The organism is Pseudomonas sp. FME51, from assembly GCF_014897305.1.
The window spans coordinates 252,123-267,258 of sequence record NZ_JABUYN010000004.1; the positions used below are offsets into that span (position 1 = coordinate 252,123).

General features: G+C 59.4%; 15 protein-coding genes. 14 read left to right on the forward strand and 1 reads right to left on the reverse strand.

The genetic code is table 11. The annotated features are described in order from the left end of the window. Nucleotide 1: 1 nt before the first annotated feature. Nucleotides 2–955 (forward strand): hypothetical protein, encoded by a 954-nt coding sequence (locus INT39_RS09470; RefSeq protein WP_193073652.1) that lies wholly within the window; start codon nucleotides 2–4, stop codon nucleotides 953–955. 118 nt (nucleotides 956–1,073) lie between these two features. Continuing rightward, a complete protein-coding gene (locus INT39_RS09475; RefSeq protein ID WP_193073653.1) occupies nucleotides 1,074–1,892 on the forward strand; it encodes an alpha/beta fold hydrolase in 819 nt (272 codons plus the stop codon). Nucleotides 1,893–1,957: 65 nt separating this feature from the next. Here INT39_RS09475 and suhB read toward each other — a convergent pair whose 3' ends face one another. Beyond that, nucleotides 1,958–2,773 (reverse strand): inositol-phosphate phosphatase, encoded by an 816-nt coding sequence (gene suhB / locus INT39_RS09480; RefSeq protein ID WP_193073654.1) that lies wholly within the window; start codon nucleotides 2,771–2,773, stop codon nucleotides 1,958–1,960. Nucleotides 2,774–2,919: 146 nt separating this feature from the next. Between suhB and trmJ the strand changes: the two genes are divergently transcribed. From trmJ to der, 12 genes are all read left to right on the forward strand, one after another. After that, on the forward strand, nucleotides 2,920–3,699 hold the full coding sequence (gene trmJ / locus INT39_RS09485) for a tRNA (cytosine(32)/uridine(32)-2'-O)-methyltransferase TrmJ (RefSeq protein WP_193073655.1): 780 nt from the start codon (nucleotides 2,920–2,922) through the stop codon (nucleotides 3,697–3,699). 2 nt (nucleotides 3,700–3,701) lie between these two features. Beyond that, nucleotides 3,702–4,514, forward strand: coding sequence for a serine O-acetyltransferase (gene cysE / locus INT39_RS09490; RefSeq protein ID WP_193073656.1), 813 nt, complete (start codon nucleotides 3,702–3,704; stop codon nucleotides 4,512–4,514). Between the two features lie 9 nt (nucleotides 4,515–4,523). Continuing rightward, complete coding sequence (locus INT39_RS09495; protein ID WP_193073657.1) at nucleotides 4,524–5,678, forward strand: IscS subfamily cysteine desulfurase; 1,155 nt, start codon at nucleotides 4,524–4,526, stop codon at nucleotides 5,676–5,678. Between the two features lie 116 nt (nucleotides 5,679–5,794). Further along, nucleotides 5,795–6,226 (forward strand): nucleoside-diphosphate kinase, encoded by a 432-nt coding sequence (gene ndk, locus INT39_RS09500; RefSeq protein WP_193073658.1) that lies wholly within the window; start codon nucleotides 5,795–5,797, stop codon nucleotides 6,224–6,226. A 36-nt stretch (nucleotides 6,227–6,262) separates the two neighbouring features. Further along, a complete protein-coding gene (rlmN, locus tag INT39_RS09505) occupies nucleotides 6,263–7,411 on the forward strand; it encodes a 23S rRNA (adenine(2503)-C(2))-methyltransferase RlmN (protein ID WP_193073659.1) in 1,149 nt (382 codons plus the stop codon). A gap of 23 nt (nucleotides 7,412–7,434) precedes the next feature. After that, nucleotides 7,435–8,193 (forward strand): type IV pilus biogenesis/stability protein PilW, encoded by a 759-nt coding sequence (gene pilW / locus INT39_RS09510; protein WP_193073660.1) that lies wholly within the window; start codon nucleotides 7,435–7,437, stop codon nucleotides 8,191–8,193. Next, nucleotides 8,193–9,137, forward strand: a complete 945-nt coding sequence (locus tag INT39_RS09515; protein ID WP_193073661.1) for a helix-turn-helix domain-containing protein — start codon at nucleotides 8,193–8,195, stop codon at nucleotides 9,135–9,137. The genes pilW and INT39_RS09515 overlap by 1 nt, the downstream gene beginning before the upstream one ends. Nucleotides 9,138–9,164: 27 nt before the next feature. Then, nucleotides 9,165–10,277, forward strand: a complete 1,113-nt coding sequence (ispG, locus tag INT39_RS09520) for a flavodoxin-dependent (E)-4-hydroxy-3-methylbut-2-enyl-diphosphate synthase (RefSeq protein ID WP_193073662.1) — start codon at nucleotides 9,165–9,167, stop codon at nucleotides 10,275–10,277. A gap of 21 nt (nucleotides 10,278–10,298) precedes the next feature. Further along, nucleotides 10,299–11,582 carry a histidine--tRNA ligase gene (gene hisS, locus INT39_RS09525; RefSeq protein WP_193073796.1) on the forward strand — a complete coding sequence of 428 codons (1,284 nt, stop codon included), beginning with the start codon at nucleotides 10,299–10,301 and terminating at the stop codon, nucleotides 11,580–11,582. A gap of 48 nt (nucleotides 11,583–11,630) precedes the next feature. Then, complete coding sequence (locus INT39_RS09530) at nucleotides 11,631–12,275, forward strand: YfgM family protein (RefSeq protein ID WP_193073663.1); 645 nt, start codon at nucleotides 11,631–11,633, stop codon at nucleotides 12,273–12,275. A gap of 5 nt (nucleotides 12,276–12,280) precedes the next feature. Beyond that, the gene (bamB, locus tag INT39_RS09535; protein WP_193073664.1) at nucleotides 12,281–13,417 is read left to right on the forward strand and encodes an outer membrane protein assembly factor BamB; all 1,137 of its coding nucleotides are present in this window, start codon (nucleotides 12,281–12,283) and stop codon (nucleotides 13,415–13,417) included. Nucleotides 13,418–13,512: 95 nt separating this feature from the next. Then, on the forward strand, nucleotides 13,513–14,955 hold the full coding sequence (der, locus tag INT39_RS09540; RefSeq protein WP_193073665.1) for a ribosome biogenesis GTPase Der: 1,443 nt from the start codon (nucleotides 13,513–13,515) through the stop codon (nucleotides 14,953–14,955). The last annotated feature ends 181 nt before the right edge of the window (nucleotides 14,956–15,136 follow it).

The following is a 15,136-nucleotide window of genomic DNA, read 5'->3' on the forward strand; positions in this document are numbered from 1 at the left end:
CATGAAAATGCGCGCCTTGTTGTTCGTTGGTATTCTTTCCCTGCTGGCCGGTTGTTCGTCGGTCTCGATCAATACACCCTATGTTCCGCTGAGTTTCGGTGATCGTAACGGCTCCATTGAGGTGGCGGCGGGTACCCCGGACAAGCCGGTGACCATGCGCGTCTTCTATTCGCAGCCGCGGCAAATGCGCCCGGATACGCCGGTGGTGATCGTCATGCATGGCGGCCGTCGCGACGCGAAAGTGTACCGCGATATCTGGTCCCGTTACGCGACGCAATATGACGTGCTGGTGGTGGCCCCGGAAATCTCGGAACAGGACTTTCCCACGGGTTGGGGCTACCAGGCGGGTAACTGGGTTACCCACGATTCGTCATCGCTGGATGCGTCCAAGGGCCAGCGAATTCCGCGCGAGCAATCCTCCTTTGCTGCGGTGGAGCGCGCCTTCGATCAGGTACGTCAGGAATTCGGCCTGGAGGCTGAGCAATACGATATCTACGGCCACGGTGGTGGTGCACAGTTCGTTCACCGGATGGTGATGCTCTGGCCGGAAGCGCGTATCCGCACGGCGGTGGCCGCCAACGCCGGTAACTACACCTTTCCCGATGACAGCCTGCCGCTGCGCTACGGCCTGCAGAACACCGGTATCGATGACCAGAGCCTGGCGCGTTCCTACGCTCAGCGTCTGGTAATCATGTTGGGTACGGCCGATGACGACCCCCATCACCGCATTCTCAATCGCACGGATGTAGCGATGGCTCAGGGGTCGCATCGCTTGGCGCGAGGCAAACGCTTCTACGCCGTTTCCAAGGCCAAGGCCGAGGAACTTGGCACCGAGTTCAATTGGGAGGTCGAGACCGTCTACGACGTCGGTCACGATGCGCGGCGCATGGCGCCGGCAGGGGCGCGTCTGCTGTTGGCGGGTAAGCGCGAACGTGCGTTGATCTCGACCCATTAGTACTACAGCGGAATGCCGAGAGCAGTAGGCGTTTCATTCCAAAACCCTGCAAACAACTGTGAATTGTTAACCGGCTCGATGCCAGGTCGGTAGAACATCGTCAGTAAGGAAGTCATACATGAATCAAACGAGCAAGGTCAGCAACCCGGCGGCGCGCTCCAGCGTCATGCTCGAGCATGGCCGCATCACTTATCTTGGACGCGGCGACGGCGAGCCCATGGTGCTGCTGCATGGCATCAATGGCAATGCCAGCAGTTGGGAGCCGCAACTGGAAGCTTTCTCGGCCAGCGGGCGCGTGATCGCCTGGGATGCGCCCGGTTACGGTGGCTCGGATGTGGTCGGTGACGATCTCACCGATCTGGCCCGCGCAGCGATTGCCTTTATTCGTCGGGTATCGGTGGTCCCGGTTACGCTGGTGGGACACTCCATGGGCGGGCTGGTGGCGATGAAGGTGGCGATTCTGGCACCGTCGCTGGTCAAGCGTCTGGTGTTGTCCTGCACCCATCCTGGCCATGCCTTGAGCCGTCAAGGCGAGGCCGGCGAGCGCTACAAGCGTCGTCTGGATGAGCTGAGCAATCTGCCGCCGGAGGAATACGGCCAGCGCCGGGCCAAAGGCATGTTACCGGCCGGCACCGCTGCGGCAGTCTTCCAGCGCGTTGCCGAAATTGCTGCCGAATCGCGCCTGGAGGGCGTCTCGGCAGCGGCTTGGGCGATCCAGACGGTCGACCTCAAGCCGGAACTGGTGCGTATCCAGGCGCCTACGCTGGTGATCACCTGTGATCAGGATACGGTTGCCCCATTGGTCAAGGCTCAGCCGCTGCTGGCGTCGATTCCCGATGTGCGCCATCTCGCGCTGTCCGGGCTGGGGCATGCGCCTTACCTGGAAGACCCGAGCCGATTCAACGCTGCGCTGGTGGAGTTTCTGGCGTCAGCCTAACGGACAACCGGCCAAGCTGTTAACCAGCCAGGCCAGATGTTGGTCTTTCGCCCTTATGCCGTCGATCAGCGCTTCATGGCTGGGGTCAGGTGCGGCTGGATAGCAGTGAGCACGGCCTTGAAGCACTTCGGGTTGCCGGCTACCACATGGCCTTTTTCCAGGAAGTGGTTGGCGCCAGTAAAGTCGCTCACCAGTCCGCCAGCTTCCTGGATCAGCAGGCTGCCCGCCGCCATATCCCACTCGGCCAGACCAAACTCCCAGAAGGCGTCATAACGACCGGCGGCAACGTAGGCCAGATCCAGGCTGGCAGCACCGCAGCGGCGGATGCCGGCAGTCTGGCCGACCAGGCTACGGAACATGCCCAGATAGTTGTCCAGTGCATCGACCTGGTCTTCCCGGAACGGGAATCCGGTGCCGAGTAGAGCGCCGTCGAGGCTCTTGCGGCCACTGACACGCAGGCGCTTGCCGTTCAGGGCGGCGCCACGGCCGCGGCTGGCGGTGAACTCTTCCTGGCGTACCGGATCGAGGATCACTGCATGTTCGATGCGGCCCTTGATGCGGCAGGCGATGCTTACTGCGAAATGCGGAACGCCGCGCAGGAAGTTGGTGGTGCCGTCCAGCGGATCGATGATCCAGACGATGTCGGCGCCTTCGCCATGGCCAGGCTGGAAGCCGGACTCTTCGGCATGAATACCGTGGTCGGGGTAGGTTTTGCGGAGTTGCTGGATGATGGCCTGTTCCGCAGCCCGGTCCACTTCGCTGACATAATCGTTAGCTTCCTTCTCGCTGACGGTCAGGACATCCAGCCTTTCCATGGAGCGATAGATCAATTCTCCGGCGCTGCGCGCAGCGCGCAGGGCGATGTTCAACATGGGCTGCATACGGGGGCATCTCTGATATAGGTACGAAAAGCCGGAAATTATAGCAGACTTGTCTATCGACATGAAAAAAAGCGTCGTAGTCAGTGGGGGGTGGATTTTAGTAAGATGCAGGGCTCTTCTGCCCGTAGCGCAACCCTGGAGTGTCCGTGTTCGACAAAATTCGCGTGGTTCTGGTCAATACCAGTCATCCCGGCAATATCGGTGGCGCAGCGCGGGCCATGAAAAACATGGGCTTGAACCAGTTGGTACTGGTCGATCCGCAACGCTTTCCTGATCCCGAGGCCAATTCCCGCGCTTCCGGTGCTGATGATGTACTGGCCAACGCGCGGGTGGTTGCTACTCTGGAAGAGGCACTCGCCGATTGTGTGTTGGTGCTTGGCACCAGTGCCCGGGATCGGCGTATTCCCTGGCCGGTAGTCGATCCGCGGGAAGCGGCCGATAAAGTGCTGGACCAACTTGAAGGCCCCGCCGCTGGTCCGGTGGCCCTGGTGTTCGGTCGCGAGGACTCGGGTCTGACCAGTGATGAGCTGCAGCGCTGTCAGTTCCACGTGCATATCCCTTCGGATCCGGACTTCAGCTCACTGAATCTGGCCACCGCGGTCCAGGTGTTAGCCTATGAATTGCGCATGCAGAGCCTGCAGCGCCAAGGGCAGCCGACCAAGATGCAGAAGCTTGAAACCACCGCGCTGGATAACGAAGTGCCCGCTACCGCCGAGCAGATGGAGCAGTTCTATGCACATTTGCAGCAGGTGCTGGTTGAAATCGGTTTCCTTGATCCACAGCACCCAAGAAAGCTGATGCCCCGTTTGCGCCGCCTATTCGGGCGCATCCATCCCAACGTCGTCGAGATGAACATCCTGCGCGGCATCTTGACAGAAACTCAGAAAACCATCGGCGTGCAAGCGTCCGGTGCGCGGAGACGTTAAGCATGTTCGACCGAGTGAAAGAAGATATCGCCAGCGTATTCCATCGTGATCCTGCTGCCCGCAACAAGCTGGAAGTGTTGTTTTGCTATCCCGGTCTGCATGCGATCTGGTTTCACCGTCTGGCGCATTGTCTGTGGGTACGCGATGCCCGTCTGCTGGCACGTATGGTATCCAACCTGGGACGCTGGCTGACCGGTATCGAGCTTCACCCCGGTGCCAAGGTCGGGCGGCGCTTCTTCATCGACCATGGCATGGGCGTGGTGATCGGCGAAACTGCCGAGATTGGTGACGATGTGACTCTGTATCAGGGCGTGACCCTGGGCGGCACCAGCTGGAACAAGGGCAAGCGTCATCCGACCCTCGAAGACGGTGTGGTGGTGGGGGCTGGCGCCAAGGTGCTGGGTCCGTTCACTGTGGGCAAGGGCGCCAAGATCGGCTCCAATGCGGTGGTGACCAAGGCGGTTCCGGCGGGGGCTACAGCGGTGGGTATTCCCGGTCGTATCATCGTCAAGGAGGAAGTGGTCGATGAGCAGCACATCAAGCGCCAGGCCATGGCCGAGAAGATCGGTTTTGATGCCTACGGTGAAACCCGCGACATGCCCGACCCGGTCGCCCGCGCCATCGGTCTCATGCTGGATCACATGCATGCGGTGGATGGCCGAATCGAAGGTATGTGCGAGGCGTTGAACGAGCTGGGTAGTGATTACTGCGCACGGGATCTGCCGAAATTGGATACCGAGGATTTTGAATCGCTCAGGGATGATACGGATGTCGAGTCGTCCGACCCGGACGCCGACGTTTCCGCGCCACGCTGAGGGGGTGCCATGAAATTGCCGATCTATCTGGATTATGCTGCCACTACACCGGTTGACCCCCGTGTGGCGGAGAAAATGTGCGCCTGTCTGACCATGGATGGCAACTTTGCCAATCCGGCTTCGCGTTCACACCTGTACGGCTGGCAGGCTGAGGAAGCCGTCGAACTGGCGCGGCGTCAAGTGGCTGACCTGGTGGGTGCAGACCCCCGCGAGATCGTCTGGACGTCAGGTGCCACCGAGTCTGACAATCTGGCGATCAAAGGAGCTGCCCGTGCGTTTGCCGAGCGGGGTCGGCATATCATTACCTCGCAGATCGAGCATAAGGCGGTCATTGACAGTTGCCGTCAGCTGGAACGTGAGGGCTTCGAGGTCACTTATCTGAAGCCGGGGGCGGATGGACTGATCAGTGTGCCGCAATTGCAGGCGGCGCTGCGCGAAGACACCATTCTGGTGTCGCTGATGCAGGTCAACAACGAGATTGGCGTGATCAACGATATCGCTGCGCTGGGCGCAGTGGCCCGGGAGCATGGCGTGTTGTTCCATGTTGATGCAGCGCAGTCCACCGGCAAGCTGGCGATTAATGTCAAACAGTTGCCGGTCGACCTGATGTCCTTCAGCGCCCATAAGACCTATGGTCCCAAGGGCGTTGGGGCTCTCTATGTGCGGCGCTCGCCGGATGTACGTGTCGAGGCATTGATCCACGGCGGCGGACACGAGCGAGGCATGCGCTCAGGGACACTGGCGCCTCACCAGTTGGTTGGCATGGGCGAAGCCTTTGCTTTGGCCGGTGCAGAGATGGCGGCGGAAAATCAACGCATGGTCGCACTGCATGGGCAGCTGTTGGAGGGGCTGGCGAATCTGGACGGCGTCTTCGTCAACGGCTCAACGGAGCGCCGCGTGCCGCATAACCTGAATCTGGCGTTTGCCGGCGTGGACGGCGAGCTTTTGTTACTGGCCCTGCGTGATCTGGCACTATCCACCGGGTCTGCCTGCACTTCGGCCTCGGTCGAGCCATCCTACGTGTTGCGTGCTATCGGCTTGTCGGATGAGCTGGCGCACAGCTCCATTCGTCTGTCCCTGGGGCGTTTCACCACGGAGGTTGATATACAGCAGGCGGCTGAAGTGCTCTGCAATGCGGTGCTGAAGCTGCGGAAAGCCGGGTAATAAGGCGTTTCAACTTGATTGTTGCGCCTGTTACGTATTTGCAGTCAACCTGCGTATAATCTGCGGGTTAACAATTCCTGTTACCTGTCAATTTTTTACTTCGTCTGGAGAGTTTCATGGCCGTAGAACGCACCCTGTCCATTATCAAGCCCGATGCCGTTGCCAAGAACGTTGTTGGTCAGATCCTGAGCCGCTTCGAGCAGGCTGGTCTGAGCATTGCCGCGGCCAAGATGGTTCAACTGTCCCAGACTGATGCTGAAGGTTTCTATGCTGAGCACAAAGAGCGTCCCTTCTTCAAGGATCTGGTCAGCTTCATGATTTCCGGCCCGGTTGTGGTACAGGTTCTGGAAGGCGAAGGCGCAATACTGAAGAACCGCGACCTGATGGGCGCTACCAACCCGAAAGAAGCGGCTGCCGGTACCATCCGTGCTGACTTCGCCGAATCAATCGATGCCAACGCGGTTCACGGTTCTGATTCCGCTGCTTCCGCTGCCCGTGAAATCGGCTATTTCTTCGCCGAAACCGAGCTGTGCCAGCGTACCCGCTGAGCCCTGCTACAGACACCAACTGAGTGATGGATTGCAATGACTGAGACCACCGGCAAGATCAACCTGCTGGGCCTGACACAGCCGAAACTGGAAGCTTTTTTCGAAGAGCTTGGAGAGAAGCGCTTTCGTGCCGGGCAGGTCATGAAATGGATCCATCACTTTGGTGTCGACAATTTTGATGACATGAGTAATGTCAGTAAGGTCCTGCGCGACAAGCTCAAGGCCCGTGCTGAAATTCGCGGCCCGGAAGTGGTCAGCGAAGATATTTCCACAGATGGCACGCGCAAGTGGGTGGTGCGTGTGGCGTCTGGCAGCTGCGTCGAAACGGTATACATCCCGCAGAATGGCCGCGGTACGCTGTGCGTATCGTCCCAGGCCGGATGCGCGCTGGACTGCAGCTTCTGCTCCACTGGCAAACAGGGCTTCAATAGCGACCTGACTGCCGCCGAAATCATCGGCCAGGTGTGGATTGCCAACAAATCCTTCGGTACCGTGCCGGCCAGAGTCGACCGCGCCATCACCAATGTGGTGATGATGGGCATGGGTGAGCCACTGCTCAACTTCGACAATGTGGTCGATTCCATGACGTTGATGATGGACGATCTGGGTTACGGCATATCCAAGCGCAAGGTGACCTTGTCCACCTCGGGCGTGGTGCCGATGATCGAGAAACTGGGGCAAGTCACGGACGTGGCGCTGGCTCTGTCGTTGCATGCACCGAACGACGAACTGCGCAGCCAGTTGGTACCCCTGAACAAGAAATACCCCCTGTCGGTCTTGCTGGAAGCCTGCAATAAATACATTGCCGGGCTGGGCGAGAAGCGTTTTCTGACCATCGAGTACACCTTGCTCAAGGATGTGAATGATCAGCCGGAACACGCTCGACAACTGATCGAGTTGCTGCGTGAAACGCCGTGCAAGATCAACCTGATTCCCTTCAACCCTTTCCCCCATTCCGGTTACGAGCGGCCGAGTAATAATGCCATCCGCCGTTTCCAGGACATGTTGCACAACGCTGACTACAACGTCACGGTGCGCACTCCCAGGGGAGAGGATATAGACGCAGCATGCGGACAGCTGGTCGGCCAGGTCATGGATAAGACCCGGCGCAGTGAACGCTACATCGCGGTACGCCAGCTTGCCGATGAGCAGGCTGAAGTAACGCCGTCGACAAATCGCCGATAACATCCAGCCGAGGAACGATTGTGATGAACAAGCAAATTGTCGTGATCTGGTTATTGAGTCTGGTGCTCAGTGGCTGTGTGACCACCTCCGATCAGCCGACCCGCAAAACTGATCCGAACGAGGCGCGGGACGCCTATGTTCAGCTCGGGTTGGGGTATCTGCAGAATGGTGAGACCGAGCGCGCCAAGGCGCCCTTGAGCGAAGCGCTGAAAATCGATCCGCGTTCCGAATCCGCAAACGTCGCCCTGGCGCTGGTATTCCAGCAGGAAGGCGAAGCGGCATCGGCGGACAAGCATTTTCGCGCCGCTTTGGCCAGCGCACCGAGCAGTGCTCGCATATTGAACAACTACGGCGCGTTCCTGATGGAACAGAAGCGTTACAGCGAAGCGCTGGGTTATTTCCAGAAGGCGTCGGAAGACACCTTCTATCATGAGCGCTCGCGGGTTTTCGAAAACCTCGGCCTGGCCTATAAAAAGCTGGGCAAATCTGAGGAAGCCAAGGTCAGTTTCGAGCGCGCTCTGCGACTGAGTAGCCGCCAGCCGTTGGCGCTGCTGGAACTGGCGCGCATGGAGTTCAGCGAACAGAACTATGTGCCCGCCTGGAACCATTATCTGAATTTCAGCCAGAGCTCCGCACAGAACGCCTCCAGCCTGTGGCTGGGTGTGCAGTTGGCGCGCCGCTTTAATGATCACAACAGGGCGGCCAGCTACGCATTACAGCTGCGCCGGCTGTATCCGGCAACGCCGGAGACGCGTGCCCTGCTTGAGTCGGAGCAGTCCTGATGGTCGAGGAACGGGTAACAGACGCCGGCAAAGACGCCGGTCGCATCAATCCGGGTCAACTGCTGCATGACGAGCGGGTGAGGGTCGGATTCACCGCCGAGGAAGTCGCCACCCATCTACGACTGAGCCGGGCCACGCTGGGCTTTCTGGAAGCCGGCCGGTTTGACCGCCTGCCAGGCGATACCTTTGCCCGCGGCTACGTACGTGCCTATGCACGTCTGCTCAAACTGGATCCGAACCGGTTGGTGCAGGACTATGATCGCTATGTTGGCGTCGAGAAGCGCGAAAGCCAGGTTCATACCATCGACAAGGTCGTGGTTGCGCCCAAGCGCGGCGCGCGAGCAGTCATGACGCTGACCACCATACTGGTCATTGCCATCATGGTGTCGTTGGGTCTGTGGTGGTGGAACGTGAGTCGCGAGGCGCCGAGCCAGGCTGCAGAAACCGGTGCCATGGACGATGTTCAAGTAGACGCAATGGCGTTGCCGGAGAGCTTCAGCAATCCGGACGCGGAGACGGTGCCTGCGCCGGATACCGCAGAGGCCACCGCCGAGCCGGTCGAGACCGAAGCGGGTGTCATTGAGCCGGACGCCGCGGTGGAGTCTGTTGCTCCCGCTGCGGAAGCCGCGGATAACGACCTACCCGTTACGACAGCGCAGCCACAGCCCGAAGCAGCTTCAGACGCCCAGGCGGTAACAAGTCAGAGTGGGTTGGTAATGGCATTCTCGGATAACTGTTGGGTGCAGGTCAGTGTTCCCGGTGGCAGGGTGCTGCACAGCAGTCAGATGCAGCAAGGACAAACCCTGAATATCGATCAGCAGGGACCGTTGGATCTGGTGATCGGCGCAGCCGGCGCCGTCAGCAGAATTGAATACAACGGGCAACCAGTGGAGCTCAAGGTCAACAGCCAGTCGGGTGTTGCACGGCTTCGTCTGGGTCAATAGTGTCAACGGGCCCCAAGAGGTAACGCAATGCATCAGCAATCTCCAGTCAAGCGCAGAAAATCCCGCCAGATACGTGTGGGTTCGGTCCTGGTGGGTGGCGATGCGCCGATTTCGGTGCAGAGCATGACCAATACCGAAACCTGTGATGTCGCAGCAACGGTGGCGCAGATTCGGCAACTGGAAGCAGTGGGCGCGGATATCGTCCGGGTATCGGTGCCGAGTATGGAAGCGGCCGAAGCCTTTGGCAAAATCCGCAAGCAGGTGAGTATGCCGCTGGTGGCGGACATTCATTTCGATTACAAGATCGCCCTGCGCGTCGCCGAGCTGGGCGTGGACTGCCTGCGTATCAATCCGGGTAATATCGGCCGCGAGGACCGAGTCCGCGCTGTGGTCGATGCTGCCCGTCATCATGGCATCCCGATCCGCATTGGCGTCAACGCCGGGTCGCTGGAAAAGGATCTGCAGAAGAAATACGGCGAGCCGACACCCGCAGCGCTGCTGGAATCGGCTCTGCGCCATGTCGACCACTTCGACAAGCTGGATTTCCAGGACTTCAAGGTCAGCGTGAAAGCCTCCGATGTGTTCATGGCCGTAGGCGCCTACCGTCTGCTGGCCGCGCAGATCGAACAGCCGTTGCATCTGGGTATTACCGAAGCAGGTGGTTTGCGCTCGGGTACCGTGAAATCCTCGGTCGGTCTGGGCATGCTGCTGGCCGAGGGTATCGGTGACACCATCCGCATTTCCCTGGCGGCCGATCCGGTCCAGGAGATCAAGGTTGGTTTCGATATCCTCAAGTCCCTGCGGCTGCGTTCCCGTGGCATCAACTTCATTGCCTGCCCGAGCTGCTCGCGACAGAACTTCGACGTAGTCAAGACCATGAACGAGCTGGAAGAGCGTCTGGACGATGTACTGGTGCCGCTGGATGTGGCGGTGATCGGCTGCGTGGTCAATGGCCCGGGTGAAGCCAAGGAGGCTGATATCGGCCTGGCCGGCGGCTCACCGAACAACCTGTTGTATGTGGATGGCGCGCCGAGCCAGAAAATCACCAATGAAGGCATGGTAGACCGCCTGGAAAAAATGATTCGCGAAAAAGTCGCCGCCAAACAGGCGCTGGACGACAACACCATCGTCCGCGGATAAGCGGCAGATTAAGGAAAGACGATTTTGAAGAACCTGCAAGCCGTGCGCGGCATGAACGATATCCTGCCCGCCGACAGCGCGTTGTGGCAATACCTCGAAAGTACCGTCGCCAAGGTCCTGGCCGGTTACGGTTATCAGCAGATCCGCCTGCCGATCGTCGAGTCTACCGAGTTGTTCAAACGTTCCATTGGCGAAGTGACCGATATCGTCGAGAAGGAAATGTACACCTTTGCCGATCGTAACGGCGACTCTCTGACGTTGCGCCCCGAAGGCACTGCCGGTTGCGTGCGCGCCATGCTCGAGCACGGCCTGCTGGGTGGTGGCGTCAGCCACAAGGTCTGGTATACCGGGCCGATGTTCCGCCACGAACGGCCGCAGAAGGGCCGCTATCGCCAGTTCCATCAGGTGGGGGTGGAAACTTTCAATCTGACTGGCCCGGACATCGATGCCGAACTGATCATTCTCAGCTGGCGCCTGTGGCAGCAGCTGGGGCTGGATGACGCGGTCACTCTTGAACTGAACAGCCTTGGCTCCAGCGCTGACCGGGCCCGCTACCGTGACGATCTGGTGGCTTATCTGCGCGAGCGTTTCGAGCAGCTGGATGAAGACAGTCAGCGTCGGCTGGACAGCAACCCGTTGCGCGTACTCGACAGCAAGAACCCGGACACCCAGGCCTTGCTGGCCGCCGCGCCGGCGCTGGCCGATTACCTGAATGATGAAGCCCGTGCCCATTTCGACGGTCTGAAGACGCTGTTGGATGTCGCCGGTATTCCCTATGTGATCAATCCGCGCCTGGTGCGTGGGCTGGACTATTACGGCTTGACGGTGTTCGAATGGGTGACTGATAAGCTCGGCGCCCAGGGCACTGTATGTGCCGGTGGTCGTTATGACGGACTGGTTGAGCAGTTGGGCGGCAAGCCGGCTCCGGCAGTCGGTTTTGCCATGGGTGTGGAGCGTCTGCTGCTGCTGATCGAAACCCTCGGCAAAGTGCCCGCCGAACTGTCCCGGCAGGTTGATGTCTATTTGGTCGCCTTGGGGACGGGGACGCAGCAAGCTGCCATCCGTCTGGCTGAACAATTGCGTGATGCCTTGCCCGGAATACGCTTGGTAGTGCATTGTGGCGGCGGCAGTTTCAAGAGCCAGTTCAAGAAGGCCGACAAGTCCGGTGCGCTGTGTGCGTTGATCCTCGGTGAAGAGGAAGCGGCAGCGGGGCAGGTTGGCCTCAAACCTCTGCGCGGAGATGGCGAACAGCTGAATCTGGCATGGAATGCAGTACCAGAGCAACTGCGCAAGATATTGCTGTAAGTTTCGTCACAACGACCAATTGATTGGATGCGGTATAAGGAGAGCAGGGTGAGTTACCAGACAGAAGATGAGCAGATAGAAAAGATCAAGGAAGTCTGGCACCGCCATGGTGTGCCCGTGCTGACTGGCGTGGTATTGGCGCTGGCGGGTGTGTTTGGCTGGAATGGCTGGACCAACTTCCAGGAAACCAAGGCCGCCAACGCGTCTGCCGTATACCAGAATATGCTTGAAAGCGTGCTGCAGGATGATAGCGAAGCGGGTCGCACGCGTGGCGCCGAATTGGCTGAGACCCTGCGCAAGGATTATCCAGGTACTCGTTACGCCAGTTTCGCTGCGTTGATGCAGGCGCGTCTGGCAGTGGAGGCCGAGGACTTTGCCGCAGCGGAGACCCTCCTGCGTGATGTTGCCGAGGATGGCAGCGACGAGGCTCTGCAGGAAGTGGCCCGTCAGCGCTTGGCGCGGGTACTGGCGCAGCTGGAGCGTGCTGAAGAGGGACTTGAATTGTTCAGTTCCCCCGTATCCGGCGAACTGCTGGCTGGTCGCGAGGAAGTGCGTGGCGATCTGCTGTTGACCCTCGGACGAGTGGAAGATGCTCGTCTGGCCTATCAAGCTGCGCTTGACGCCACCAGCGACCCGCGCGCGCGTCCGCAGCTGCAACTGAAACTGGACGACCTGGCGGAGGAAGCCTCTTGAAGCTGATGTCCCGAACTCTGGTTGCCGGGCTTGCTGCCCTGTTACTGGCTGGCTGCAGCGGTTCCGGCAAGAAGGAGCTGCCACCGGCGGAATTGGAAAAGTTTGATGCCGAAGTGCAACTCGAGCGTAGCTGGAAACGCAATATCGGTGTTGGCCAAGGTGATTTGTTCAATAAGCTGAAGCCGACGGTCGATGGACTGACCTTGTACGCCGCCGATGCCAAGGGTCGTGTGGTCGCGATGGATCGTGACACCGGCTCGGTCCATTGGCAGGTCAAGCTCAAGGAGCCGCTGTCCGGCGCGGTTGGCGCGGGCGGTGGACGGGTCATGCTGGGTACGCTGAACGGCAACGTGATCGTCCTTGATGAAAGCGACGGCAGCGAACTGTGGCGCGCGCAGGTATCCAGCGAAGTGCTGGCTCCTCCGCAGACCAACGGCGATGTGGTGGTCGTGCAGACCCAGGATGATAAGTTGGTGGCACTGGATATCGGGACCGGCGAGCAGCGCTGGATCTATGAGTCCAGTTTGCCGGTATTGACCGTGCGTGGACACAGTGCGCCGGTGGTCACCTTGCATCGCGTATACGCCGGTCTGGCCAGCGGTCGCGTGGTGGCACTGGATGCACAGAATGGCATTCCACAGTGGGAGCAGCGCATCGCCCAGCCTCAGGGTCGCTCGGAGCTGGAGCGCATGGTGGATATCGATGGCAGATTGCTGCTGGATGGTCAGACATTGTATGCCGCTACCTACCAAGGCAATCTGGTCGCTCTGGACAGTGAAACCGGCAATATCCGTTGGCAGCGTCCTACTTCCAGTCATGCAGGTCCGGCGGTCGGTTTCGGTAGCGTATACCTGAGCCAGGCCGGCGGTACGCTTGAAGCCTATGATCAGGGCCGCGCAACGCCACTGTGGACCAACGACAGCCTGCAGCGCCGCCAACTGACCGGCCCGGTTGCATTCAGCAGCTACGTGGCGGTAGCCGACTTCGAAGGCTATGTTCATCTGCTGGCGCAGACTGACGGTCGTCTGGTGGGCCGCGTTCGTGCTGACAGCAAAGGTGTTCGCGTCGCGCCTATCGTGCAGGGCGATACGCTGTATATATACGGTAACAGCGGCGATCTGGCGGCCTATCAGCTGCGCTGAAGCCGAAACAGGTTATACTTTCTTGGCCGCTGCCCACTGACGGAGCAGCGGCCTTTTTGTTTTTGTTTGGCACCGATAAGGTGCGCGGAGTAATCATGGTTCCTGTCATTGCCCTGGTGGGCCGACCGAATGTCGGTAAATCCACACTGTTCAACCGTCTGACCAAAAGTCGTGATGCCATAGTCGCTGATGTGGCGGGGCTTACGCGCGATCGCCAATACGGCGAGGCGGTCTGGCAAGGGCAGCCCTATATTGTCGTCGATACCGGTGGTCTGACCGGTGATGAGCACGGTATCGACAACATCATGGCTGGCCAGTCGCTGCAAGCCATCGAAGAAGCCGATGCGGTACTGTTTCTGGTGGACGCGCGTTCCGGCCGCACCGCCGGTGATGAAATGATCGCCGAGCATCTGCGTAAGCGCGATAAGCACGTTTTTCTGATTGCCAACAAGCTCGATGGTGCCGATCAGGATTCCATCGTCGGCGAGTTCGCCGCGTTGGGTCTGGGTCAGCCGATCGGTATTGCGGCCGCGCATGGTCGCAACATCAACCCGATGCTGCAGGCGGTACTGGGCGAAGGCAACATCGAGACCGAAGAGCGGGACGAGAACGGTGAAATCATCGAGCGGCTGCAGGTTGAGCCGATCGGCACCAAGATCGCCGTCATCGGTCGTCCCAACGTCGGCAAATCCACGCTGGTCAATCGCATGCTGGGTGAAGACCGGGTGGTGGTATTCGACCAGGCCGGCACGACGCGGGACAGTATTTATATACCCTATGAGCGGCATGACAAGCCCTACACCTTGATCGACACCGCCGGTGTGCGGCGCCGCGGTAAAGTGTTCGAGGCGATTGAAAAGTTTTCGGTGATCAAGACGCTGCAGGCTATTCAGGATGCCAACGTGGTGATCTTCGTCGTCGATGCCCGCGACGGCATCGTCGAGCAGGATCTGCATCTACTGGGCTTTGCGCTGGAAGCAGGCCGTGCACTGGTGATTGCCATCAACAAGTGGGATGGCATGGAGCAAGGGGAGAAGGACTACGTCAAGACCGAGCTGAAACGCCGCCTGATCTTCACTGAGTTCGCCGATCAGCATTTCATATCTGCTCTGCACGGCAGCGGTGTCGGGTCGCTCTACAAGTCTGTGGACCAGGCCTATGAAAGTGCCATGACCAAGGTCCCGACCAAGCGCATGACCGAGATCCTCGAAGCCGCAGTGTCCGAACACCAGCCGCCTATGGTCAACGGTCGACGGATCAAGATGCGTTACGCCCACCTGGGTGGTTCCAACCCGCCAATTATTGTCGTTCACGGTAATCAGCTGGACGCCGTGCCGCGTTCTTATACGCGCTATCTGGAGAACGTGTTCCGCAAGGTGTTGAAACTGTCCGGTACGCCGGTTCGTGTGGAATACAAGAGTGGCGACAATCCTTTCGCGGACCAGAAGAACAAGCTGTCCGAGCGTCAGGTGAACAAGAAGCGTCGACTCATGAGTCACCACAAGAAAGCCGAGAAGAAGCGCCGAGACAAGCGTTGAGTCCGGCTGTTCTGCCTTCAGGCGCAACCCTGTCGTAATAAAAAACCCGCCATTCGGCGGGTTTTTTATGCCGTTATTGGTATGCAACCAGTTGCATACTTAGCATGGGGTTTGCTAGTTTCTGGTATTGGATTGCAGGACGACCTGTGTCATCGAGCAGGTGGTCGCATCATCTTGCCCA

Bases quoted from the DNA above. Each gene is read 5' to 3' on its own strand.
- suhB (WP_193073654.1), bottom strand. From the start codon at position 2,773: ATGCAGCCCATGTTGAACATCGCCCTGCGCGCTGCGCGCAGCGCCGGA.
- bamB (WP_193073664.1), top strand. From the start codon at position 12,281: ATGTCCCGAACTCTGGTTGCCGGGCTTGCTGCCCTGTTACTGGCTGGC.
- ndk (WP_193073658.1), top strand. From the start codon at position 5,795: ATGGCCGTAGAACGCACCCTGTCCATTATCAAGCCCGATGCCGTTGCC.
- der (WP_193073665.1), top strand. From the start codon at position 13,513: ATGGTTCCTGTCATTGCCCTGGTGGGCCGACCGAATGTCGGTAAATCC.
- pilW (WP_193073660.1), top strand. From the start codon at position 7,435: ATGAACAAGCAAATTGTCGTGATCTGGTTATTGAGTCTGGTGCTCAGT.
- INT39_RS09515 (WP_193073661.1), top strand. From the start codon at position 8,193: ATGGTCGAGGAACGGGTAACAGACGCCGGCAAAGACGCCGGTCGCATC.
- cysE (WP_193073656.1), top strand. From the start codon at position 3,702: ATGTTCGACCGAGTGAAAGAAGATATCGCCAGCGTATTCCATCGTGAT.
- INT39_RS09470 (WP_193073652.1), top strand. From the start codon at position 2: ATGAAAATGCGCGCCTTGTTGTTCGTTGGTATTCTTTCCCTGCTGGCC.
- ispG (WP_193073662.1), top strand. From the start codon at position 9,165: ATGCATCAGCAATCTCCAGTCAAGCGCAGAAAATCCCGCCAGATACGT.
- INT39_RS09475 (WP_193073653.1), top strand. From the start codon at position 1,074: ATGAATCAAACGAGCAAGGTCAGCAACCCGGCGGCGCGCTCCAGCGTC.
- rlmN (WP_193073659.1), top strand. From the start codon at position 6,263: ATGACTGAGACCACCGGCAAGATCAACCTGCTGGGCCTGACACAGCCG.
- INT39_RS09495 (WP_193073657.1), top strand. From the start codon at position 4,524: ATGAAATTGCCGATCTATCTGGATTATGCTGCCACTACACCGGTTGAC.